The sequence below is a fragment of the Anaeromyxobacter sp. SG17 genome (assembly GCF_022690695.1).
Classification (GTDB): Bacteria; Myxococcota; Myxococcia; order Myxococcales; family Anaeromyxobacteraceae; genus Anaeromyxobacter; species Anaeromyxobacter soli.
In genome coordinates this window covers 25,023-46,481 of the sequence record NZ_JALCYX010000033.1, presented here as the reverse complement: position 1 = coordinate 46,481, position 21,459 = coordinate 25,023, and the positions used below count along the sequence as shown (strand labels likewise).

The following is a 21,459-nucleotide window of genomic DNA, read 5'->3' as shown; positions in this document are numbered from 1 at the left end:
GCGAGGCCGGACGGCGCGCCGACGAGCTCCTCGGCGCGCTCGAGCTCGCGGACGACGCCGGGAAGCTCGTCTCCGAGTACAGCCACGGGATGCGGAAGAAGCTCGCGCTCGGCTGCGCCCTCATCCACGGGCCCCGGCTGCTCTTCCTCGACGAGCCGTTCGAGGGCATCGACGCGGTCGCCGTGAGCGGGATCCGGCGCCTCCTCCAGGACCTCGTCGCCCGGCGCGCCCTGACGATCTTCCTCACGAGCCACGTGCTCGAGGTGGTGGAGCGGATCGTCACGCACGTGGGGATCATCCGGGAGGGCCGCCTCGCGGCGCAGGGCACGCTCGCGGAGGTCCGCGGCGCCCTCACGCTCGAGGAGGTGTTCATCCGCACCGTCGGAGACGAGCGCGGCGAGGTGCGCGGCCTCTCCTGGCTCGGCGAGGGCGCGTGAGCGCGGGGGAGGGGGGACGCGCGCCCGCGCCGCCGGGCGCGCTCGGCACCCTGCGCGCGCTCGCGGAGCTCCGCTGGCTCCTGCTCCTGCGCCGGCTGCGGCGCCCCGGCGGCGTGCCGGAGGTCGTCGCGCGCGTCGCGCTCTACGTCGTCGCCGTGCCGGCCGGGCTCGCCTTCGCGGCGCTCACCGGGATCGGCACGTACCAGGCGGTGCGCGCGGGGCGGGGGCTGCAGGCGACCGTGCCGATCGCGGCCCTCTTCTTCGGCGTCTGGCAGACCTGGACGGTCGTGTCGCTCTCGATCTCGGAGCGCGACGCGCTCGACCTGCGCCGCTTCCTCGTCTACCCCATCTCGCCGGCGCAGGCGTTCGGCCACGGGCTCGCGGCGTCGGTGGCGGGCGATCCGTTCGCGGCGTTCTGGTGCCTGCTCCTCGTCGGCGCGTTCGGCGGCGCCGCGGTGGCGCGTCCCGGCGCCTGGCTCGCGCTGCTCGCCGTCGTGCTCGCCGCCTTCGTCGTGGCCACCGTCGCGCTCGTCGCGCTCCTCCAGGAGCTCCTCGCGCGGCTGCTCCGCGGGCGGCGCGCCCGGGAGATCCTGGTCGCGGCGGTCTACGTCGGCGTGGGGGTGCTCCTCGCCTGGACCGCCGGCCATCCCGGCGCGCTGCTCCGCATGCTGCGCGGCGCCCGCGCGCTCCGCTGGCTCGCGTACCCCGCCGCGCTCGCGGAGGCCGGCGCCGGGGAGCTCTACGCGGGCCGCGTGCTGGCGGCGCTGCCCTGGGCCGCGGCGCTCGTCCTGGCCGGCGGCGCGACCGCCTGGGCCGCTTACCGGCTCGCGCTCGCCTCGGCCCGGGCCGGGGCAGGCGGCGCGCCGCGCGCGGCGGCGACGGGCCGGGGCGGCTGGCCGCTCCCGGGCCGGCTGGGCGCGCTCGTCGAGAAGGAGGCGAAGTACGTCCTCCGCCACCCGGTCGCGACGCTGCTCGCGCTCATCCTGCCGCCGTTCGCCGCGATCGTCGCGTGGAAGATCCCGCCCCGGCTGCCCGCCGGGTCCGGCGAGGTCGTGCGCGCGCTGCCGGTGCTGGGCTTCGCGCTCTACGCGCACATGGCGGCGCAGATCTTCTGGCTCAACGCCTTCGGCTGGGAGCGCGGCGGCGGCCGCGTCTGGTTCCTCGTCCCCGTCGCGCCGGCCGAGGTGCTCGTCGCGAAGAACCTCGCGGCCTACGGGCTCTCCGCCGCGCTCTTCGCGGCGGCCGCGGCCGCGGCGATCGCGGTCGGCGGTCCGCTGCCGGGCTGGGCGCTCCTCGCCGCGGTGGCGCTCCACGCCGGCATCGCCCCCTGGCTGCTCGCGGCGGGCAACTTCGTCTCGGTGCTGAACCCGCGCGCCGCCGCGAGCACCGTTCAGCGCGGCGGGTCGCTCTCCCCGCTCTCGTCGCTCGCGGGGATGGTCATCGTCTCCTGCGCCGCGGGCGCCTTCGCGGTCCCGGTGGTCTTCGCCGTCCGGCGCGACGCGCCCTGGCTGCTCGTCCTGGGCTGGACGGCGCTCGGGCTCGCCGGCGCGATCGCCTACCGCGTCGCGCTGCCCGCGGCCGCGCGGCTCCTCGCGCGGCGCCGGGAGCCGCTCCTCGACGCCATCGCGGGCGACGAGGACTGAACGGCCGCGCCCGGCGGGCCGGCCTCCGGGGAGGCTTGGCGCGACGCCGGGCGCGGGGTGAGGCGGGCCGCCGGAGGGCGACCTTCGGGGCCGCTACTGCGAGAAGCCCTCGATGAGGTAGTGCGCCTCCACGCGCTTCAGCGCGAGGACCATCGCGGCGGTGCGGACGTCGATCTCCTGCCCGACGCAGTAGGGGCGCGAGTCGTAGTGCGGCGTGCGCTGCGGGCGGTTCCGCGCGATGTCGCGGATGATCGCGTAGTTCTTCTTGATGGCCTGCTCCAGGCGGCGGTTCACGTCGCCCTCGGTCCAGTGCTCGAGCCGCTGGTTCTGCAGCCACTCGTAGTACGAGACGGTGACGCCGCCGGCGTTGCAGATGATGTCCGGGATGAGATCGATCTTCCGGCCCATCATCACGCGATCGCCGTCGCGGGTGGTGGGGCCGTTCGCGCCCTCCGCCACGAGCTTCACCTTGAGCCGCTCCGCGACGTCGCCCGTGATCTCCTCGCCGAGCGCGGCGGGGATGCAGATGTCGGCGTCGATGGACCAGAAGTCGTCCTTGGAGATCGCCGTCGCCCCCGGGAACCCCTCGACGGTGCGGCGGAGGTTCTCCTTGTTGCCGTGGACGTACTGCACCAGGGCCGCGACGTCGATCCCCTTGTCGTTGTGGATCGTCCCGTTGGCGTCGTTCACGGCGACGATCTTGGCGCCGTGCGCGGCGAGGATCTCCGCGGCCGAGGAGCCCACGTTGCCGAAGCCCTGTACGAGGATCCGCGCGCCCTTGAGATCGAAGCCGCGATCGCGCGCCCACTCCTCGATGCAGTACACGACGCCCTGGCCCGTGGCGCGGACGCGCCCCTCGGAGCCGCCGATGCGCACGTCCTTGCCGGTGACCACCCCGCGGAGCTTGTGGTGCTCGCGCTCACCGTCCGTGAACTGGCGCATCATGTACGCCATGATTTCCCCGTTCGTCCCGACGTCGGGCGCCGGGATGTCCACGAACGGGCCCATGAAGTTCTTGAACTTGTAGATGTAGCGGAGGGTGATGTGCTCGATCTCCTCGCGCGAGTAGTTGAAGGGGTCGAGCTTGATGCCGCCCTTCGCCCCGCCGAACGGGATCTCCGCGATCGCCGTCTTCCAGGTCATGTCGGCGGCGAGCATCTTGAAGAGGTCGAGCGAGACGTCCTTGTGGTAGCGGATGCCGCCCTTGTACGGACCGCGCACCTGGTTGTGCTGGATGCGGTAGGCCTTGAACTTCCGCGGGCCGCCCTTCTCGATCCGGAAGAGGCCCATCTTCGGGATGTTGATGACGCCCTGCCGCATGTGGATGTCGGAGCGGAGCAGCGCGCGGCGGTGCAGGATGAAGTTGCCGTTCGCGAGCGGCTCGAGCGCGTCGGCCGCCTTCATGTCCGAGGGCTGCAGGTCCTTGAACTTGGGCGCGTCCTCGGCGGAGAGGGGCACGAGCCGGTCGCGCAGCTCCGTGGTGACGTAGAAGATGTGCTCGAAATCCGGCTCCTCCAGCTCCATCCGGACGCGGGGGTTCATCTGGATGAGATCCGCCGCCCGATGGAACGTCTCCATCGCCTCGTCGTAGAAGCTCTTCCTGCCGTTTCGACCGGCCATCGCTGTCGACCTCGGTTGGGGGGGACTCCGCGCTTCGCTAAGGAGGCGAAGCCGGGCGCATGCTAGCCCTCGTTCCGCTCGCGGTCAAAATCTGCGAGTTACCGCGATTCCTCAATATAATGGCGAGGTTGCCACGGCGCGAGGGCGCGGAAATCCGCGCCTCCGGGACCCCGCCTCGGGGGCTCTGCAGGCGGCGGCAATCTAACGCCGCCAGAAACGGGCCGACAGTCCAACGCGCGGCCCGGATAGGGGGCGCACGGGCGGGTGGTCCCCCGGTCCACGTGAGCCACGGAAGGGCTCTACGGGGAGGTGCGCCCACCCCGAAGATCGGACGCTTGCTTCACCCTCCAAAGCGCTGGAATTGCGCCGCGAACCGCCGCGTCGCCGGGCCTCCGCCGTGCGAGCGGTCGGCGGGCTCCATCGCAGCCTGGGTCAGGTAGGTCCTGGTCCGGACGGGGTGTTGTAGCCGCGGTCGCCGTACGGCTGCAGCCGCTCCAGCCACGCCGCCTCGAGCTGCCGCACCGCGTCCCGGGGGTACACGAGGCCCTCGTCCTGCTCCTTCAGCACCTCGAGGACCTCGAAGACGAACGCGTCGGGGCCGAGCGCGCGAACGTCCGCGCGGAGCCGCGCGTTCCTGTGCGCTCCGCGCGCGAGCTCCATCCGCCTGCCGTTGAGCGTCTTCAAATTCAACGTGCTCTCGACCAGGATCATCCCCGTCCGGACGTTCCTGATCTGGTACACGCCGGCCTCGGGCCTCGTCTCGCGCGCCGCGCGCTTCAGCTCCGCTCTCCGATCCATCGGGTCTCTCCTCAGCGGCCGCGAGGCTTCGCGGTGGGCTCGTCCGGAGGCGGACGCTCGAGCCGGGCCGCTTCTTCCCACAGCGCCAGCAGGTGGGTGCGGACGTCCTTCGGCCAGGACCGGACCAGCGCCCGGAGCCGCCTCGTCTCCCCGGCGTACAGCGCGCGCGAGGCCTCCTCGAAGCCGGCGAGATCGCCAGCCATCGCCCACATGAACCGGCCTGCGGCCTCGCGGGCCCGCCGCGCGCGCTCGCGGTCCGGCTCGCGCTTCCTCGCCTCGTCCACCAGCCGCCGGAGCGCCGCAGAGGCCCCGCTCGGCTGCTGCTCCAGCCACTCCCAGTGACGGGGCAAGAGGGAGATCTCGCGGCTCACCACCCCGAGCCTCGGCCGGCCCGGCCCCACCCGCGGCGGCGGCTCCGCGCGCGCGACGACCTGCTCCGGCGTGCCCCGCAGGTCGAAGTCGATCTGCCGGCCCGTCGCGTCCGCGAACACCAGCACCGAGCCCCCGCCGGCGTCGTGGTGCGCTTTCACCGCGACCAGCACGTCGCGCCTCGCGCCCGACGCGAGGCGCCGGTCGCCCGCGAACGCCGTGTACCTGTCCTCGTCCGCCAAGTCGCGTCCCCCAGAGCCACCGGTATTTCACCCGGGTCAAAATCGGGAGAGACCTACCGCGGAGCGCGCCCGCCCGTCAATAACACCCGGGTAAAACGCGAGGAGCGGGACCGCCGCTCACGACTGGCCGGCGGCGGCGCGGGGCCGGCGGGGAGGGCGAGCGCCCTCGCTCTACTTGCAGCCGGATGGGCCGGGCGTTCCCCCGCCGGGCGGCGTCGACGGCACCGAGGAGGACTGGCGGAGGCGATTCTGTCGGCCCGAAAGGAAACGGGCGCTCGACCGTGAGGCCAAGCGCCCGCGAAACTGGAGCCGACACCCAGACTTGAACTGGGGACCTACTGATTACGAATCAGTTGCTCTACCGACTGAGCTATGTCGGCGCTCTTCCGTCGAAACGGGCGCGTTGTTTAGCACCGCCCGGAGCGCCCTGCAAGGGCGGAGTCGCGGAGTCGGGCGTCGCTCGCGCCCATGACGCTCCGCGCCTAGCTTCAGGGCATGAGGAAGAACCGTCCTGGCTCGGCGAAGAGCGCCATGGGGCAGCAGGAGGCGGCGTTCCGCCGCGCCGCGCCCGGCAAGCAGTTCATCGGCGGCGAGAGCGCCCGCCAGAGCAAGGCTGCCCGCCAGGCGGAGCGGCGCAAGGTCGAGCGCATGGCCGAGGTGGACTCCGCGACGCGGACCGCCGAGGAGCTCGGCACGCCCATCTCGGCCATCCTGGCGGAGCTCGTCCAGGACACGACGCGCCTCGCGCGCACGCTCTTCTTCGCGCCGTTCCGCATCGCCCAGGCGTTCGTGCACGACCCGAGGACGCGCACGACCCGGTCAGAAGGACGCTCCCAGGATCACGTAGGGTGAGACCTCGTCGGGCCCGAGCCAGGCGTCCGCGGCCCGCCACCCGCCGAAGGGCGCGCCCATCGCGCGGGCGAGCCCGAGCCGCAGGTCGGTGCGGAGGAAGTAGCCCAGGACGAGCTCGAGGCGGAGCTCCGCACCGACGCCGAGCCGGAGCGCCTCGCCCGAGAGCCGGTTGCCCGCGAGGATCGGCTCGCCGGGCCGGTCGAACGTCTCGCCCAGATCGGCGAACAGGGCACCGTGCACCCGCCGCAGGAACAGCGGCCAGGTGCCGTGGCCGAGCCGGGGCGCGCCGAGCGGGAAGCGCAGCTCCCCGTTCGAGAGGACGTACCCCGTCCCCTCGAACGACCCCACCGCGTAGCCGCGCAGCGCATCCGGCGGCGCGCCCGTGAGCCCGAGCGCGGCGCCGAGGGCGATCGAAAGCACGTCCGGCTGCGAGACGCCTCCCAGCTCGAACGGCGCGCTGCCTCCCAGCGTGCCGCGCGCGAGGCCGCCGGAGAGCCTGAGCGCGAGCACCGTCCGCGAGAGCCCCGGGACGCGCAGGTACTGCTCCACCGAGCCGCGAGCACGCGCGAGCTCGTAGTCGCTGCCCGTCGCCGGCCCGGCGTAGCGAAGCGAGAGCGAGGCGTTCCGGCCCTCCTCCGGCGAGATGGAGCGGACGAAGCGCCGCGCGTCGGAGTAGGAGATCCGGAGCGAGAGGTCCGAGAGGAAGCCGTCGCGGAACGGGTAGGGCAGGCTCGGATCCGGGCCGGGCTCTCCCGCGAGCGTGTCGTAGCGGGTGCCGCTCCAGCCGAGCCTCAGCGCGGTGACGCGGGCGAGCCGCGTGAAGGTGAAGGTCGCTCCCGCGTCGGCGAGCGTCCACACGGACAGGAGCCGGTCGCCCGGGTCGGGAGAGCTGCCCACGAAGCGCGACGAGGAGAGGTCGAGCCGCGGCCAGGACCAGGCGCCCTGGTAGGCGAGGGCGTAGCCGGGCTCGCGCGTGGGGGTGCTCCAGAACGCCTGCGCCGCCCAGGCGTGGCGGAAGAGCACGTCGACACCGCCCGTGATCGCGCCGACCACCGTCCCCGACGCGTCGCCGGAGAGGAAGGGGAGCCAGAAGGTCGGGCCGAGCGTGTCGAGCGCGCGGTAGGGGCGGGAGGGGAGCGGGGCGGGATCGTCCGCCGCAGACGCCGTCGAGGTCGCGGTCGAGGTCGAGGTCGAGGTCGAGGTCGAGGTCGAGGTCGAGGTCGAGGTCGAGGTCGAGGTCGAGGTCGAGGTCGAGGTCTGCTCCCCCGCCGCCGCCGGCGCGGGCGGCGCGGGGAAGGGCGGCATGAAGCTGCCGGGATCGAGCGGGATCGTGGCGACGTCGTAGCCCGCGCGGGAGTACAGGAGGAACGCGATCGTCTTCCCGTCGGGCGAGACGTCCGGCTGGAACGCTCCGGTCTCGACGTTCGTGACCTGCGAGATCTCTCCGGTCGCCGCCTCCCACGCGTACAGGTTGTAGAGCCCGCCGCGATCCGAGTCGAAGAGCACGAACCGTCCGTCCGGCGTCCAGGCCGGGGACGTGTCGAGCGCGCCGTCGTCGGTGAGGCGCGTGACGCGCCCGTCCTCCCACAGGGCGAGATCGCGACGACCGCCCTCCTGGAGCGTGAACGCGATGCGCCGGCCGTCCGGGGAGACGCGGGGCTCGTACACCTCCGCGCCGCGGTGCGAGAAGAGCACCTCGCGGGCGCCGAGCCGGCCGGCGGCGTCGAGCGGGCGCCGCACGAGCGCGAGCACCCCCGGGCCGGAGCGCTGGACGTAGACCAGGAACGCGCCGCCCGGCGCGAGATCCGGATCGGTCGCGCGCTCGCCGCGGGTGAGCGCCCGGGTGCGTCCGGTGCGGAGGTCCACGCGGCGGAGGTCGTCGTAGACGCGGAACTCGCGGTGGACCTCGCCGATCGCGGCGATCGCCTCGCCCGGTGTGCGGAGCGCGAACGTGCCGTTCGCGTCCACGGTCGCGGCGCGGCCGAGGTCCTCGCCCTCCGGCGAGACGCGGAACAGCCCGGGGCGGCCGTCGAGCGGGCGCCGCCAGTACGCGACGAACGAGCCGTCCGGGCTCCAGCGCGGGTTCTCCGCGCGCCCGCCCCGCGCCGTGAGCCGGCGCGCCGCGGTGACGGGCCGCTCGCGCACCGCCGTCACCACCTCCTCGCCGCGCCCGCGCTCGGCCTCCGCGTACTCGGCCCAGAGCTCCGGGAAGGACCGGCCGCCGAAGTACGGCCTCGCCACCCAGGACGGCGCGTACGGCCAGAGCTGCGCGCCCTGCCGGCCGAGGTAGCCCGCGATCGCGGCGTCCCCGTAGCGCTCCTCGAGGAACCGCATGAAGCGCCCGCCGAGGAGGTACGGCGCGGTCCCGACCGGCCACTCGAGCAGCGGGTTCGAGGCTTCGTCGAGCGGCGGGAACCCCGGCGGCTCGAGGGCGAGCGCGCGCGCGTACATCTCGTGGATGGCGCTCGCGTTGCGCCCGCTCGCGGGATCGCCGTTCGACTCGTGCAGCACCGCGAGCCCCTCGGTCATCCACGCCGGGACGAGCCCGTTCGGCGCGAACAGCTTGCCGAAGATCCGGTTCGCGGCCCCCGGGATGCCGCCGACGTGGTCGAGGTGGAGGATGTGGACGTACTCGTGGAAGACCAGGCTCTCGAGCCAGTCGCGGTAGTCGTTCAGCTCCGAGAGCGACGGCGGCGGCACCGCGTAGAGGCGGATCGTGTCGTAGGGGAGCGGCGTCGCCGAGCCGTTCGCGTCGTCCACGTCGTCGGAGAGGACGATCTCGGTGCGGCGCGGCGCGTACCCAAGCACGGGGGTGAGCGCGGCGTGCGCGCGCTCCGCGACGACCGCGACGTCCTGGGCGAGCGGCTCCTCGCCCTGGTGGAAGTGGATCCGGAAGTGCGCCGTGTCGATCGTGCGCCAGCGATAGGCCGGATCGTACGGCTGCGCGGCGGCGGGCCGGGGCGCCGCGGCGAGCGCCCCGAGCAGCGCGACGGCGAGGAGCGCGCGGCGCAAGGGTCGCATCTAGCGGGCGCGCGGCTTCTGCGCGCGCGGGGTGCGGCGCCTGGGCGACGGCTCCGCACCGGTCCGGCGGCGGGGCTTCTTCGGGGCGCCGGTCGCTGCGCCGCCGCGCCCGGCACGGCGGACGGGGGCCCGCTCGCCGAGGAACGCGAGCGTCCGCTCCGCGACGAGCTCGGGCTCCTCGAGCGGCGCGACGTGCGTGCCGCCCGGCACGACGACGAGCTCGCTGCCCGGCACGGCGCGGTGGATCGCCTCCGACAGGCGCATGGGCGTGAACGAGTCGCGCTCGCCCGCCACGACGAGGGTCGGGGCGGCGACGTTCGGCAGGTGCGAGCTCGCGTCGTGCTCGGCGGCGGAGGAGAGCAGCCGGACGAACAGGGTGGGATCGACCTCGGCGAGCTCGTCGAGGTAGCGGACGAGGTCGGCGCGGCGCACGCGGGTGCCGTCCACCTCGAAGGTCATCGCGTAGCCGAGGGCGAGGTCGGTCGGGACGATCGTCCGGAAGGCGAGCCGCGCGACGTCCGGGTACCGCAGGACGAGCTGCTTCGCGTAGGGGAACGCGTAGCGGAGCACCGCCGAGTCGTGGAAGGTGTCGAGCAGGTTCCCCGGGGCGCCGCACAGGAGGACGAGCGCCGCGACCCGCTCCGGGTGGCGGCGCTGGAGCTCGAGGGCGACCTGCACGCCCATGGAGTGGCCGGCGAGCACGGCGCGCTCCTCGCCCGCCGCGTCGAGCACCGCGACGAGGTCCGACACGCAGTCGTCCATCGTCATGCGCTCGGGATCCTCGGGGGCGGCGCTGCGCCCGTGCGCCCGGTAGTTCCAGTGGAGCACGCGCCGCTCGCGGGCGAGCGCGGGCTCGAGCGCCCGCCAGACGTAGCCGGCGCAGCCGATCCCGTCCGTGAGGACCACCGGAGGTCCGCCCGCGCCCGTGCTCGTCCAGTGCAGACGGGTGCCGTCCTGGCCCGTCGCGAGATGCTCGGTCTTCTCCATGGACCTCCGCCGGACCGGCGCCGCGCCGCGCGAGAGCCTCGCGCCCCGGGTGCCCGTCCGTGGCTCCATGGCGTAGACTGAGGGACGCGGAGGTTCAAGCGGAATGTCGCACGGCCACTCCCACGGCCACGGAGCGCACGAGCACCGGCACCCGGGGCCGAACGACGAGCCGCGCGCCGGGCACGAGGGCGGGCACGCGCCCGGCCATCCGGCGCACGAGCACGATCACGGGCCGCACGCGCACGGCATGGGAGGTCACCACGCCGGCGCGAGCGTGCGCCGCCTCGGCGCGTCGATGGCGATCACCGGCGGCGTGATGGTCGCCGAGGCGATCGGCGGGTGGCTCTCGGGCTCCCTGGCGCTCCTCTCCGACGCCGCCCACATGCTCACCGACGCCGGCGCGCTCGGGCTCGCGCTCGTCGCGGCGTTCCTCGCCACCCGCCGCGCGGACGACAAGCGCACCTTCGGCTACCGCCGCGCGGAGGTGCTCGCGGCGCAGATCAACGTCGGCGCGCTGGTCCTCCTCTCCGCCTGGATCGTCTGGGAGGCGGTCCAGCGCCTGCAGGAGCCGCACGGCCCGATCGACCTCCGCCTCATGGCGATCATCGCCTCGATCGGCCTCGCCGCGAACCTCGCCATCCTGTGGTTCCTCCACGGGGAGCACACGCTCAACGCGCGCGCCGCGTTCCTGCACGTGCTCTCGGACACCGTCTCCTCCGTGGCCATCCTCCTCGGCGCGGGCGCGATGGCGCTCCACCCGGAGCTGCGCTGGCTCGACCCGGTGCTGTCCCTCGCGATCTCCGCGCTCATCGTGTGGGGCGCGCTCCGGCTCATCCTCGAGATCACCGACATCCTGATGGAGGGCGTGCCGCGGCACCTCGACGTCTCCGCCGTCACGCGCCAGATGGAGTCGGCGGCGGGGGTGTCCGCCGTCCACGACCTCCACATCTGGACGATCTCCTCGGGCCTCTACGCGCTCTCCGCGCACCTCGTCGTCCGCGCCGAGTCGATGGGCCGCAACGACGACATCCTGAACGAGGTGAAGCGCGGGCTCCGCCGCTCGTTCGGGATCGATCACACGACCCTCCAGATCGAGTCGGTCGAGTACGAGCACCTCCACGACGTGCACACGCACTGACGGCGCTCCCTCCGAGGGCGTGCCCGCGGGCCCGGCCGGACGCGTGCTATACCGTGCGGGTGATCTCGCGCCTGTCCGCGTTCCGGCCCGCGCGCACCGTCCAGCGCCTGCCCCCGCGCAGCGCAGCGTGCCCGCTCTCCTTCCGCGATCTGCTCGCGCCCGCGGCGGAGCTGGGCCTCGTCCTGCCGCTCGTCCGCGCGCCCTCGGCGGCGGTCGCGCGCGGCGCCCTCGTCGCGGCGAAGGCGCTCGGGAGCGCCCTCGGGCTCGCGCTGCCGCGCGGCGGCCGCCCCGAGCGCTGGTTCGCCGAGGTCACCGCCGCCGCGGACGAGGTCGCCGGCGGGCTGCCGCTCCTGCTCGCGGGCGAGGTGAGGGTCGCGGGGGAGGGTGCGCTCGACGTGGAGCGCGCCGTCTCCGAGACCTGGGCGCTCGTGGACGCGGGGCTCACGCACGTGTCGATCGACGGCAAGGCTGTCTCCGCGCCCGAGCGCGGCCGCGTCCTCGCCGAGGTGGCCGCCCCCGCCGTCGAGCGCGGGCTCGGCGTCGACTGGGTCCTGCCGCTCGAGGACGCGTCCGGCGGCGCGCCGCGGGCGATCGCCGGGCTGCAGGCGCTCGCGCGCCGGGGCTTCCGCCCGGACCTCGCGGCGGTGCGCTGCCCGGCGCCGGCGGACGAGGGCGAGGCGCGGGCCCAGGCGGACGCGCTCGCGCGGCTCGCGCTCGCGCTGCGGGGGACGGCCGTCATGCGCCGCGGGCCCGTGACCCCGGCGCTGCTCGGCGCGCTGCAGGGCTCGCCCGTGCGCGCCTGCGAGGACGGGGGCGCGGCCGAGGCGCGGGCCGGCCGGGATCCTGCTCCGCGATCGGGGACCGAGACAGGCGAGGACGCGGAGCGCCGCGAGGCGCGCGCGTTCGCCGAGGTCACCGACCTCGTGGAGGGCCTCGGCGCGGCCGGCTCCGCGTTGGCCCTCGCGAGCGCGCTCCTGCGCCGGGTCGAGGAGCGCGGGCCGTGACCCGGATCATCGCGGGCAGCGCCCGCGGCCGGCGGCTCGCGGCGCCCCGCGGCGACTCGACCCGGCCCACGAGCGACAAGGTCCGCGGGGCGGTCTTCAACGTGCTCGGCCAGTTCTTCGACGGGGGGGACGTCCTCGACCTGTACGCCGGAACCGGCGCCCTCGCGCTCGAGGCGCTCTCCCGCGGCTGCGCCCGCGCCGTCTGCGTCGAGGCGGACCGCGCGGCGGCGGAGCTCATCGCCCGGAACGCCGCGGCCCTGGGGCTCGAGGCGCGGCTGGACGTCCGGCGCGGGCGGGTGGAGGACGTGGTGCCGCGCCTGCCGCGGCGCGCCTTCGCGCTCGTCTTCGTCGATCCGCCGTACGCGGAGGGTCCGGAGGCGGCGCTCGCGCTCGCCGAGGGGTGCCTCGCGCCGGGCGGCCGCGCCGTGGCGGAGCACGACGCGCGGCGCCCGCCGCCCGAGCGGATCGGGGGCCTCGCGCTCGCGGACCGCCGGCACTACGGCGGCACGGGAATCTCGATCTACGTGGGCGAGTGAGGGATACTCCGCCACCTCATGCCCCGCCGCACCGCCATCTACCCCGGCTCGTTCGACCCGCTCACGAACGGCCACCTCGCCATCATCAACCGCGGCCTCAAGGTCTTCGACCGGCTGATCGTGGCGGTCGCGAACAACCCGCAGAAATCGCCCCTGTTCACGGCGGACGAGCGCATGGCGTTCATCTCCGAGGCGGTCGGGAACGACCCCCGCGTCGAGGTGGACTCCTTCAACGCGCTCCTCGTGGACTACGTGCGCTCGAAGGGCGTCTACACCGTCATCCGCGGGCTCCGGGCGGTCTCGGACTTCGAGTACGAGTTCCAGCTCGCCAACATGAACCGCAAGCTCCTGCCCGAGTTCGAGGCGGTCTTCGTCATGACGGGCGAGGACTACTTCTTCGTGTCGGCGCAGCTCGTGCGCGAGGTCGCCACCTTCGGCGGCGACGTGAGCGGCCTCGTCCCGCCCAACGTGGCGGAGGGGCTCCGCCGCAAGCTCGGCACCCCGGGGCGCCACTAGCCGTCCGCTCCCGCGTTCGGGGCGCGTACCCCACCTCGGTTCTGCTATCGTCGGCGCTTTGGCCGCCCTGGGGGCGGCCTCCACAGCTCGCCCGAGGAGACACCGATCATGAAGCTCGCGAAGCGGCTCGACGCCGTGAAGCCGTCGCCGACCCTGGCCATCACCGCGAAGGCCCGGGAGATGAAGCAGAAGGGCATCGACGTCGTGGGCTTCGGCGCCGGCGAGCCCGACTTCGACACGCCCGCGCTCATCAAGGACGCGGCGAAGAAGGCGATCGACCAGGGCTTCACGAAGTACACGCCCACGAACGGCATCCCCGAGCTGCGCGAGGCGATCGCGGCGAAGATCCAGAAGGAGCACCGGGTCACCTACAAGGCGACCGAGGTGCTCGTCTCCTGCGGCGGCAAGCACGCCCTCTACAACCTGTTCCAGGCGCTGCTGAACGAGGGCGACGAGGTCGTCATCTTCACGCCGTACTGGGTCTCCTACGCCGACATGGTCCGCGTCGCCGGCGGCGTGCCGGTCCTCGTCGAGACCACGATGGACACGGGCTTCGACCCGGCGCCGGAGCAGATCAAGAAGGCGATCTCCCCGCGCACCAAGGCGATCATCGTGAACAGCCCGTCGAACCCGACGGGCGCGATGCTCTCGCGGCGCACGCTCGAGACGGTCGTCGCCGCGGTGAAGGGCACGGAGATCCTGATCGTCTCCGACGACATCTACGACAAGCTCGTCTACAAGGGCCGCTTCGAGAACGTCCTCGATCTCGATCCCTCGCTCCAGCCGCAGGTCGCGCTCGTGAACGGCGCGTCGAAGACCTACTCGATGACCGGCTGGCGCATCGGCTGGACCGCGGGCCCGCAGGCGCTCATCTCCGCGATGCAGAAGCTCCAGGACAACTCGACCTCGAACCCCGCCTCGATCTCCCAGAAGGCGGCGCTCGGCGCGCTCACGCTCCCGGGCGTGGACGAGGAGGTCGAGAAGATGCGCAAGACGTTCGACGAGCGGCGCAAGCACATCGTCGGGCGGCTCAACGCCATCCCGGGCGTCCGCTGCTTCGATCCGGGCGGCGCGTTCTACGCGTTCCCCGACGTGAGCGCGCTCCTGTCCCGGAAGGCGCCCGGAGCGGCCGAGCCGCTCGGCACCGACGGGAAGCTCATCGACCTCCTCCTCGAGAAGCACCTCGTCGCGGCCGTCCCCGGCTCGGCGTTCGGCGCCCCCGGCTACATGCGGCTCTCGTTCGCGACGTCGATGGAGCAGATCGACAAGGGCTGCGACCGCATCGCCGAGATGGCGAAGAGCCTGGGTTGAGGCTCCGTCTCACGGGGCCCTCAGGGTTGACCACCTCCTGAGGGCTGCGCGCCGCTCCGTGCACCCCGACGCCCCGCCGGCCCCGTTGGCCGCGCGGGGCGTCGTCGTCTCGTGGCGTGGCCGCGCCACGACATGCGCGGCGTCCTGCCGCGGGGGTCCTTTTCTTCGGCGGTGGGCCGTCCAGGGCTACAGTCCCGCGAGCCCACGACGCACCGACCGTGCGTGAAAGGAAAGGAGCCTCATGAAGAAGCTCGTGTTCGCCCTCGCCGCCCTCGCGCTCTCCGCCACCGCCCACGCACAGGACGCGCGCCGGCCCTTCGGTCTCGGCATCTCCATCGTCCCGCTGGAGGGCGCCGGCCCGCCGACGATCGAGGTCTACGCGCCCATCAACGTGGCCCCGACGCTCCGCATCGAGCCTTCGCTCGGGGTGCTGACCCAGGACCGGCCGGCGGGCCAGGTCGACCGGAGCGACGTGACGGTGGGCGTCGGCGTCTTCTACGTCCAGCGCCTCGCCGCGCCGTTCGACCTCTACATGGGCGGCCGGTTCAAGCTCAACTTCGCGAGCAGAGACAACGGCACCAACGACGAGAGCGGCACGGACGTGATCCTCGCCGCGGCCATCGGCGGCGAGCACTACCTCACGACGAACTTCTCCCTCGGCGCGGAGGCGCAGCTCGGGTTCCGCTCCGACTCCGACGCGTCCGGCGACTCCTCGGGCGTGTTCACGACGGGCCTCGCGTTCCTGCGGTTTTATTTCTAACCGGGGGCTGCGCCCCCGCCCCGCCGAGCGAAGCTCGTCGGGACCCCGCGACCTCGACGCCCCGCCGGCCATGCGCCGCGCGGGGCGTCGTCGTCTCCAGGGGCGAGGGCGTCAGTGCGCAGAAGGGCGAGCGCGGCGCACATCCGCAGCCAGCCGCGCCCACCCGCCGACAGCCCGAGACGGGCAACTTCACGGAAAGGCGACCGGGTCCAGGTATGCTCCGGGTCGAAAGCGCGCCGGGGCGTCCCGCGGACGCTCGCAGCGCGCGACGCCGCCTGCGCGGCGACGCGCACCCGGGGGACGATGGATGAAGACGTCGTCGAGCCGACCGCCTGGATCGGACACGGGAGACCGGGAGCTCCTCGGCCCCGGCCTGATCCACGAGCTGCGCCAGCCGCTGACCGCGCTGGACGCCGCCCTGCGGCTCGTCGCCCGCGAGCTCGGCCCGTCGGTCACGACGCTCGACGTCTGGTCCATGGCGACCGGGCAGGTCGCGCGGATCCAGGAGACGCTCGACACCTTCCAGCAGCTGATGACGGGGGGCGCCGAGCTGGGCACCTTCCTGGTGGAGCCGGTGGTCCGTCGCGCGATCGCGGCCGCGCGCGCGCGGCTCGACCTCCTGGGCGATCGCTTCGCGCTCGTCGTCGACCCCGACGTGCCGGGCGCGCACGGCAGCGCCCAGGCGCTCCTCCACGCCGTCTCGAACCTCGTCTCGAACGCGCTCGACGCGGTCGAGCAGGGCGGCGGCGGGCGGATCGAGGTGAGGGTGCTGCGAGCGCCGGACGGCGCGCGGGCCCAGGTGCGGGTGGCCGACGAGGGGATCGGCATCCTCACGGCGGACCGCGAGCGGATCTTCACGGTGGGCTACACCACGAAGGCGCGGGGGAAGGGGAGCGGGCTCGGCCTCGCCATCGCGCGCCGGATGCTGCGGGCCGCGGGCGGCGAGCTCCGCCTCGCGGCAGAAGCGGACCCGGCCAGGCGCCCGTGGGCCAGCACCGAGCTCGTGGTGGAGCTCGCCGCGAGCGCCGCGGAGCCGGTGCCGGTCGCCCCCGCGATGGCGGCCCCCCGCAGGCGCGGGCTCCGCGTCACGCTCGTCGGGGTGGCCTTGCTGGCCGTGGCCGCCGCCGGGTGGGCCGGGCTCCGCCCGTCGCGCACCGCCGGCGAGGCGGCCGCGGTCATCGCCTCGGCCGAGGCGGGCGAGGTGGTGCTGGAATCCGCCACCGGGGCGATCGAGCGGCTCCGCCCCGGCGGGTGGGAGCCGGTGGTCGCGGGAGAGCGGCTCCGCGAGGACGACACGATCCGCACGGGCGCCGGCGCGGCCGCGACGCTCGCGGTCGGCGACCGCTCGCGCGTCGCCGTGTCCGACGCGACGCAGCTCACGGTTCGTGAGCTCACCGCAGCGGTTCAGCGGCTGCGCCTGTCGCGGGGCCGCATCTCGGTCGATCACCAGCCGGACGGCGCGCGCGTGCTCGTGGTCGAGAGCGACGACGGCGCGAGCGTGGCGCGCGCGAACGAGGCGCGGTTCAGCGTGCTCGCGAGCGGCAGGTCCCTCGCCGTGGCCACCGAGACCGGCGTCGTCCGTCTCCAGGCGGCAGGCGCCAGCGTCGACGTGAGCGCCGGGCGCCAGGCGGTGGCGTTTCGCGGAGCGGCCCCGGATCCGTCCCTTCCCATTCCGCCCGCGCTCCTCCTCAAGATCGCGAGGACCGCGCGGGGGGAGGGGGTGTGCACCGTGTCAGGCGTGGTCGATCGCGGCGCGGAGGTCCGCGTCGAGGGGCGCCTCGTCGAGGTCGGCGGGGACGGGAGGTTCTCGGTCCGTCTCCCCGCGCGCGCGGCGATGCGCGCGTCGGTGGTCATCCGCGACGCGGCGGGCCACGGCGCGGAGCGCCAGGTCCCGTGCGCGCCGATCGCGCCGGAGCAGGACGTCTCCGACTTCGCCGTCCGCTGGGGACAGGATGCGAGCGCGCGCAGTCACCGCTAGCTGCGCGGTCGCGGCGCTCGTCGCGGCGGCCCGGGCGGCGGCCGGCGACCTCGCGCTGCGCGTGACGCCCGAGCGGCTCGTGCTCGGCCCGGACGCACGCGCCCTGATCGAGCTCGCGGGGGCCGGCGACGCGCCTCCCCGGCTCACCGTGAACGTGGGGCGCGTCGAGGGGCTTCGCCCCGCCGGCGCCGGCCGGTTCGTGGCGGAGTACGTCGCGCCCCCCGAGCAATACCCGCAGGTCGCGATCGTCGCGGCGAACGCCGGGGAGTCGTGGGGTTGGACGGCCCTCCCGCTCACCGGCCGGGGGCTCGCGACGGCGCGCTCCGCCCCGCACGCCCGCATCAGCGTCACCATCGGCGAGGCGTCCTTCGGACCCGTGACGGCGGACGCCTCCGGCGAGGCGCGCGTCCCGGTGGTCGCTCCGCCCGGCGCTCGCTTCGCCTACCACCGCGGCCGGCCGCTCGATCTCAACGCACCCCCGGTGCTGCACGTCCACCTCGCGCTCGGCAGCGCCGAGGTGGTCGCGGACGCGCCGCGCGACCTGCCGCTGCGCGCCTTCGTCGTCGCGCCGGACGGCGCCCCGCGCGCCGGCGCACCGCTCCGGCTCGAGGTCAGCGAGGGTCGCGTCGTGGGGCTCGCGGAGGTGGCCCCGGGGAGCTGGGCGGGCACCTGGCGCCTCGCGCCCGGACGCGCCGGCGTGGCGAGGGCATCCGCGGCGCTCGCCGACGAGCCGGGGCTCGCCGCGTCGGTCCAGCTCGCCCGGCGGACCGGCGCGCTGGCGCGGCTGACGGTGCAGGCCGCCGAGGCTCGCGTCGCGGCGGACGGGGCAGTCCTGCTGCGCGTCGAGGCGTCGGACGCGGCCGGCAACGCCGTCGAGGCCTCGCCCGCGGTCCAGGCGACGCTCGGCGAGCTCTCGGCGCTCGTGCCCGTCGCCCCCGGAGCGTGGGAGACGCGCCTCTCGGTCCCCGGGCGCGTCGGGTCGGCCCGGCGGCTGCAGGTCCTCGCGCGCGCCGGCCCCGTGGAGGGCCGCGCCGAGCTCGAGGTCGCCGGGGGTCCCCCCGTGGAGCTCGAGGTGGTCGCGGAGGAGGCCCCGCTCGTCGCGGACGGCCGCGCGGCGGCGCGCGTCCGCGTCCGGCTGCGCGACCGCTTCGGCAACCCTGCGGAGGGGGCCGCGCCCGAGATCGCGGACGCGCGGCCCGCCGTCGTGGAGACCCAGCCGGACGGGCCCGGGGCCTGGGTGGTGCGGTATCGCCCGCGCCGCGCGAGAGAGGACCGCGCCGACGTCCTCTCCGTCCGCGCGGGCGGGCTGATGGGCGCCGCGCGGCTCACGATCGTGGCGCCGGAGCGGCGGCTGGGGGTCGCGCCGAAGCTGGGGGTCGCGGCCGCGAGCGGCCTCCTCGCGCCGTACGCCGCCGTGGAGGCGGGATACCGGACGACGCTCTTCGCGGGCCGGCTGGCCGTGGCCGGCGAGGCCGGGGCGTTCGTGCACGAGCGCACCGACACGGCGCAGGTCGGCGGCGGCGCGGTCGAGGTCCGCGGCCGCGCTCGCTACCTCCCGGCGCTCTTCACCGTGCGATGGGAGCAGCGCCTCGCCGGCGGGCAGGCGCTCTGGGCCGGGGCAGGGGCGGGCGTCGCGCACGTCGCGTCGGAGGTCTCGACCGACGCCGGCCCCATGTCCGCGGAGGCGGGGCTCGTGACGCTGCTGCACGCCGGGGGTGGATGGGGGCTGCTCCGCCGGCACGGAGGCCCCTTCCTCGAGGCCCGCGTCGCGCGCATGAGCGATCCCCGCTTCGACGCGCTCCGCGGCTCGCTCACCACGCTCCTCGCCGTCGTGGGGTACCGCCATGACGCGTACTGAGCGTGCCCTCGCCGGCGCCGTCCTCGCGGTCGTGCTCGGATGCCGGCAGTCGGCGCCGTCCGCTCCGCCGCGTCCGGTCGCGGCCGAGCCGGCGCAGGGCTTCGAGCAGAGCGAGGCCCTCATCGACATCGTCGGGAGCGCGTTCCACGTGAGGGCGGTGCAGCGCGTCCACGGCGGGAGCAGCGTCGACGCGTCGTATCGCGCGTGGCTCGGCACGACCGAGCTCCGGGACGTCGTGTGGCTCGACCCGACCAGGCTCCGCGCGCGCGTGCCCGCAGGGCTCCCCCGGGGCTTCCACGATCTGAGGGTCGCGGGTCCCTACGGCGAGGGCACCGCGGGCGGCGCGTACGAGGTGCTGCCCGGATCGGCGCCGTCGCTCTCCGCGTCCCTGTCGCTGGTCCAGGCGGCGAGCGTCGGTCAGGAGGTGCTGCTCGAGGTGACGGTGGAGAACGGCGGCGACTTCTCCGTGGAGGGGGTCCTGCCGGAGGCGACGCTGAGCGGGCCCGGCGCGCTCGCGCTCGTCGCGCCGGCGGCGCCGCAGGACCTCGCGCCCGGCGCGCGCTCGACCCTCACGCTCGCGTATCGCGCGGAGGCGCCTGGCGCCGTGTCGGTCTCCGTGTCCGCGATCGGCCGGGATCCGCGCACGGGGGCCGCGGTCGTCGCCACGGCGACGGGCGGCCTCCGCGTCGAGCGGCCGGCCGCGCTCTCCGCCGCGCTCGCGCTGCCGCCCGGGCCGCTCGCGCTCGGCGATCTCCCGGTGACGCTCACCGTCACGAACACGGGCGAGGCGACCGCCGTCGCGGTGGTCCCCGCGTCGCTCGTGGACGACGGGTCCACCGGGGCCGTCGTGGTCGTGTCCGGCCCGACGCAGGCCGTCACGCTCGCGGCCGGGGAGAGCGTCGCCTTCGCCTGGTCGTGCCGGGCGGTCGCGGCGGGGACGCTCGCCTTGACGGCGACGGTGACGGGCGCCGACGCGAACGACGGGCGCGCGCTCGGCGCGAGCGCGACGGCCACCACCGCGACGGTCCCGCACGGCGTCGCCCGCCTCGCCAGCGATCCCTTCGCGGACGGGAGCACGTTCGCCTTCGTCGCGCCGTATCGAGGGCAGGTGTACGTGGGGCCGAGCCGGACCGGGGACGGCGTCGTTCGCATGCAGCGCGACGGGACGGGGCAGGAGTCGCTCGCGCTGACGTTCCCGCGCGACCCCGGCGTCGGCAGCACCTCCTCGAGCGCAGGCCCCTGGCCTCACACGACCCTCGGCTACACGGGGTGCACCGCCGCGGCCTGCGGGCCCGACGGCGAGGACGGGCGGGGCCTGCTCACCTCGGTCTCCTTCGCGGGCGACGAGTGGCTCGTGCTCGGTGGCGCGCGCTCGTCGGGCGAGCTCGACTACGTGTACCTGAGCCGCGCGTCGGCCTCGCCGCTCGACTTCTCCTACGTGGACCTCTCCACCGTGCTCGGGGCGAACACGCGCGGCGTCTCCGCGGCGCTCGGCGCGGGGGGGCGGCTCTATCTCGGCTTCCCGGACAACGGCGGCTCCCGCCCTTACGGCATCGCGCTCCTCCGCGCCCCGACCGCCCCCGGCCTCGACGCGGCGCAGGGGACCGACGCCCTCGACCTGGGCTTGCACGACGCCTACAACGCAGCGTACGGCGGGTTCACGGCGATCTCGATCGTCGACGCGATGGCCGAGCTCGGCGGCCGCGTGTACTTCTTCGACGACGTGGGCTGCCTCGTCGCGAACGGGCAGGCGCCCGCGACGAAGAGCGACTTCCTCGGCTGCTCTCCGGCCGCGAGCGCGGCCTACGACCGGAAGCAGTCCGTCGCTCCCCCGCGCCAGTTCGATCTCGAGCCGCCCGACAAGGCTTGGCCCCAGGCGGTGGCCTGGAACGGGCGGCTGTACGCCATCCGGAACACCACCACGGGCCCCCAGCTCTGGTCGTGCGACCCGGCGGGCGGCGCCGACCCGGCCGTCTGCGACCCGACGGACTGGACCCTCCTCGCGGCGGACGCGGCCTACCGCACGCGGCTCGGGTACCCCGGCGTCACGGCCGCGTCGATGCTGCTCGCCACGCCGAGCCACCTGTACCTCGGGCTCGACGATCCCGGGGCCGGCCTCCACGTGTTCCGCACGCGCGCCGCGCTCCCCGCGATCTCCGACTTCACGGGACTCGACGGCTGCGCTGCCGGGACGCCCGGGTGCCAGGGGCTGGGAGGGGACGGCCTGGGGACGCCCGCGCTGACGCACATCCTGGACGCGAAGCTCGTCTCCAGCCCGGACGGCCGGACGGACCTGTTCTTCACCGCCCGCGGCGGCAGCTCTCCTTTCCAGCTGATCCGGATGGATCCCTGACGCCGGGCCCGGGCGCTCGGCGGGACGTCGCACGCC

17 protein-coding genes and 1 tRNA gene are annotated in these 21,459 nt (G+C 75.0%); 12 read left to right on the top strand and 6 right to left on the bottom strand.

Going from position 1 to position 21,459, the window contains the following annotated elements:
• A partial coding sequence (locus tag MNY60_RS13665; protein ID WP_242360810.1) for an ATP-binding cassette domain-containing protein occupies positions 1 to 437 on the top strand: 437 nt, incomplete at its 5' end.
• Positions 434 to 2,080: a hypothetical protein gene (locus MNY60_RS13660; protein ID WP_242360808.1), complete on the top strand. Its 1,647-nt coding sequence runs from the start codon at positions 434 to 436 to the stop codon at positions 2,078 to 2,080. The genes MNY60_RS13665 and MNY60_RS13660, both read left to right, overlap by 4 nt.
• Positions 2,081 to 2,173: 93 nt before the next feature.
• Here the strand turns inward: MNY60_RS13660 and MNY60_RS13655 are convergent, their stop codons facing one another.
• The 4 genes from MNY60_RS13655 to MNY60_RS13640 all read right to left on the bottom strand — a co-directional run bounded on the left by MNY60_RS13655 (position 2,174) and on the right by MNY60_RS13640 (position 5,489).
• On the bottom strand, positions 2,174 to 3,700 hold the full coding sequence (locus MNY60_RS13655) for a Glu/Leu/Phe/Val dehydrogenase (RefSeq protein ID WP_242356780.1): 1,527 nt from the start codon (positions 3,698 to 3,700) through the stop codon (positions 2,174 to 2,176).
• Positions 3,701 to 4,132: 432 nt separating this feature from the next.
• Positions 4,133 to 4,498 (bottom strand): GIY-YIG nuclease family protein, encoded by a 366-nt coding sequence (locus MNY60_RS13650; RefSeq protein WP_242360806.1) that lies wholly within the window; start codon positions 4,496 to 4,498, stop codon positions 4,133 to 4,135.
• Positions 4,499 to 4,509: 11 nt separating this feature from the next.
• Positions 4,510 to 5,109 (bottom strand): DUF2239 family protein, encoded by a 600-nt coding sequence (locus tag MNY60_RS13645; protein ID WP_242360804.1) that lies wholly within the window; start codon positions 5,107 to 5,109, stop codon positions 4,510 to 4,512.
• A gap of 304 nt (positions 5,110 to 5,413) precedes the next feature.
• A tRNA-Thr gene (locus MNY60_RS13640) sits at positions 5,414 to 5,489 on the bottom strand.
• Positions 5,490 to 5,604: 115 nt separating this feature from the next.
• On the opposite strand from MNY60_RS13640, the gene MNY60_RS13635 reads away from it, so the two are divergent.
• On the top strand, positions 5,605 to 5,961 hold the full coding sequence (locus MNY60_RS13635) for a translation initiation factor IF-2 (RefSeq protein WP_242360802.1): 357 nt from the start codon (positions 5,605 to 5,607) through the stop codon (positions 5,959 to 5,961).
• Here the strand turns inward: MNY60_RS13635 and MNY60_RS13630 are convergent.
• Complete coding sequence (locus tag MNY60_RS13630; protein ID WP_242360800.1) at positions 5,929 to 8,973, bottom strand: BamA/TamA family outer membrane protein; 3,045 nt, start codon at positions 8,971 to 8,973, stop codon at positions 5,929 to 5,931. The two genes, MNY60_RS13635 and MNY60_RS13630, sit on opposite strands and share 33 nt — an antisense overlap.
• A 9-nt stretch (positions 8,974 to 8,982) precedes the next feature.
• Positions 8,983 to 9,969 (bottom strand): alpha/beta fold hydrolase, encoded by a 987-nt coding sequence (locus MNY60_RS13625; protein WP_242356773.1) that lies wholly within the window; start codon positions 9,967 to 9,969, stop codon positions 8,983 to 8,985.
• Between the two features lie 103 nt (positions 9,970 to 10,072).
• On the opposite strand from MNY60_RS13625, the gene MNY60_RS13620 reads away from it, so the two are divergent.
• The 9 genes from MNY60_RS13620 (at position 10,073) to MNY60_RS13580 (ending at position 21,423) form a co-directional block, all read left to right on the top strand.
• Positions 10,073 to 11,107 carry a cation diffusion facilitator family transporter gene (locus MNY60_RS13620; RefSeq protein ID WP_242340427.1) on the top strand — a complete coding sequence of 345 codons (1,035 nt, stop codon included), beginning with the start codon at positions 10,073 to 10,075 and terminating at the stop codon, positions 11,105 to 11,107.
• Positions 11,108 to 11,166: 59 nt separating this feature from the next.
• Positions 11,167 to 12,111, top strand: a complete 945-nt coding sequence (locus tag MNY60_RS13615) for a hypothetical protein (RefSeq protein WP_242360799.1) — start codon at positions 11,167 to 11,169, stop codon at positions 12,109 to 12,111.
• Positions 12,108 to 12,647 (top strand): 16S rRNA (guanine(966)-N(2))-methyltransferase RsmD, encoded by a 540-nt coding sequence (gene rsmD / locus MNY60_RS13610; RefSeq protein ID WP_242356816.1) that lies wholly within the window; start codon positions 12,108 to 12,110, stop codon positions 12,645 to 12,647. The genes MNY60_RS13615 and rsmD overlap by 4 nt, the downstream gene beginning before the upstream one ends.
• An 18-nt stretch (positions 12,648 to 12,665) precedes the next feature.
• The gene (gene coaD, locus MNY60_RS13605) at positions 12,666 to 13,163 is read left to right on the top strand and encodes a pantetheine-phosphate adenylyltransferase (RefSeq protein WP_242341178.1); all 498 of its coding nucleotides are present in this window, start codon (positions 12,666 to 12,668) and stop codon (positions 13,161 to 13,163) included.
• Between the two features lie 108 nt (positions 13,164 to 13,271).
• A complete protein-coding gene (locus MNY60_RS13600; RefSeq protein ID WP_242341179.1) occupies positions 13,272 to 14,474 on the top strand; it encodes a pyridoxal phosphate-dependent aminotransferase in 1,203 nt (400 codons plus the stop codon).
• 241 nt (positions 14,475 to 14,715) lie between these two features.
• A complete protein-coding gene (locus tag MNY60_RS13595; protein WP_242341180.1) occupies positions 14,716 to 15,234 on the top strand; it encodes an outer membrane beta-barrel protein in 519 nt (172 codons plus the stop codon).
• Between the two features lie 307 nt (positions 15,235 to 15,541).
• A complete protein-coding gene (locus MNY60_RS13590) occupies positions 15,542 to 17,212 on the top strand; it encodes an ATP-binding protein (protein ID WP_242356818.1) in 1,671 nt (556 codons plus the stop codon).
• Positions 17,187 to 19,070 carry a hypothetical protein gene (locus MNY60_RS13585; RefSeq protein WP_242356820.1) on the top strand — a complete coding sequence of 628 codons (1,884 nt, stop codon included), beginning with the start codon at positions 17,187 to 17,189 and terminating at the stop codon, positions 19,068 to 19,070. The genes MNY60_RS13590 and MNY60_RS13585 overlap by 26 nt, the downstream gene beginning before the upstream one ends.
• Positions 19,057 to 21,423, top strand: coding sequence for a DUF11 domain-containing protein (locus MNY60_RS13580; RefSeq protein ID WP_242356822.1), 2,367 nt, complete (start codon positions 19,057 to 19,059; stop codon positions 21,421 to 21,423). Before MNY60_RS13585 ends, MNY60_RS13580 begins: the two co-directional genes overlap by 14 nt.
• The last annotated feature ends 36 nt before the right edge of the window (positions 21,424 to 21,459 follow it).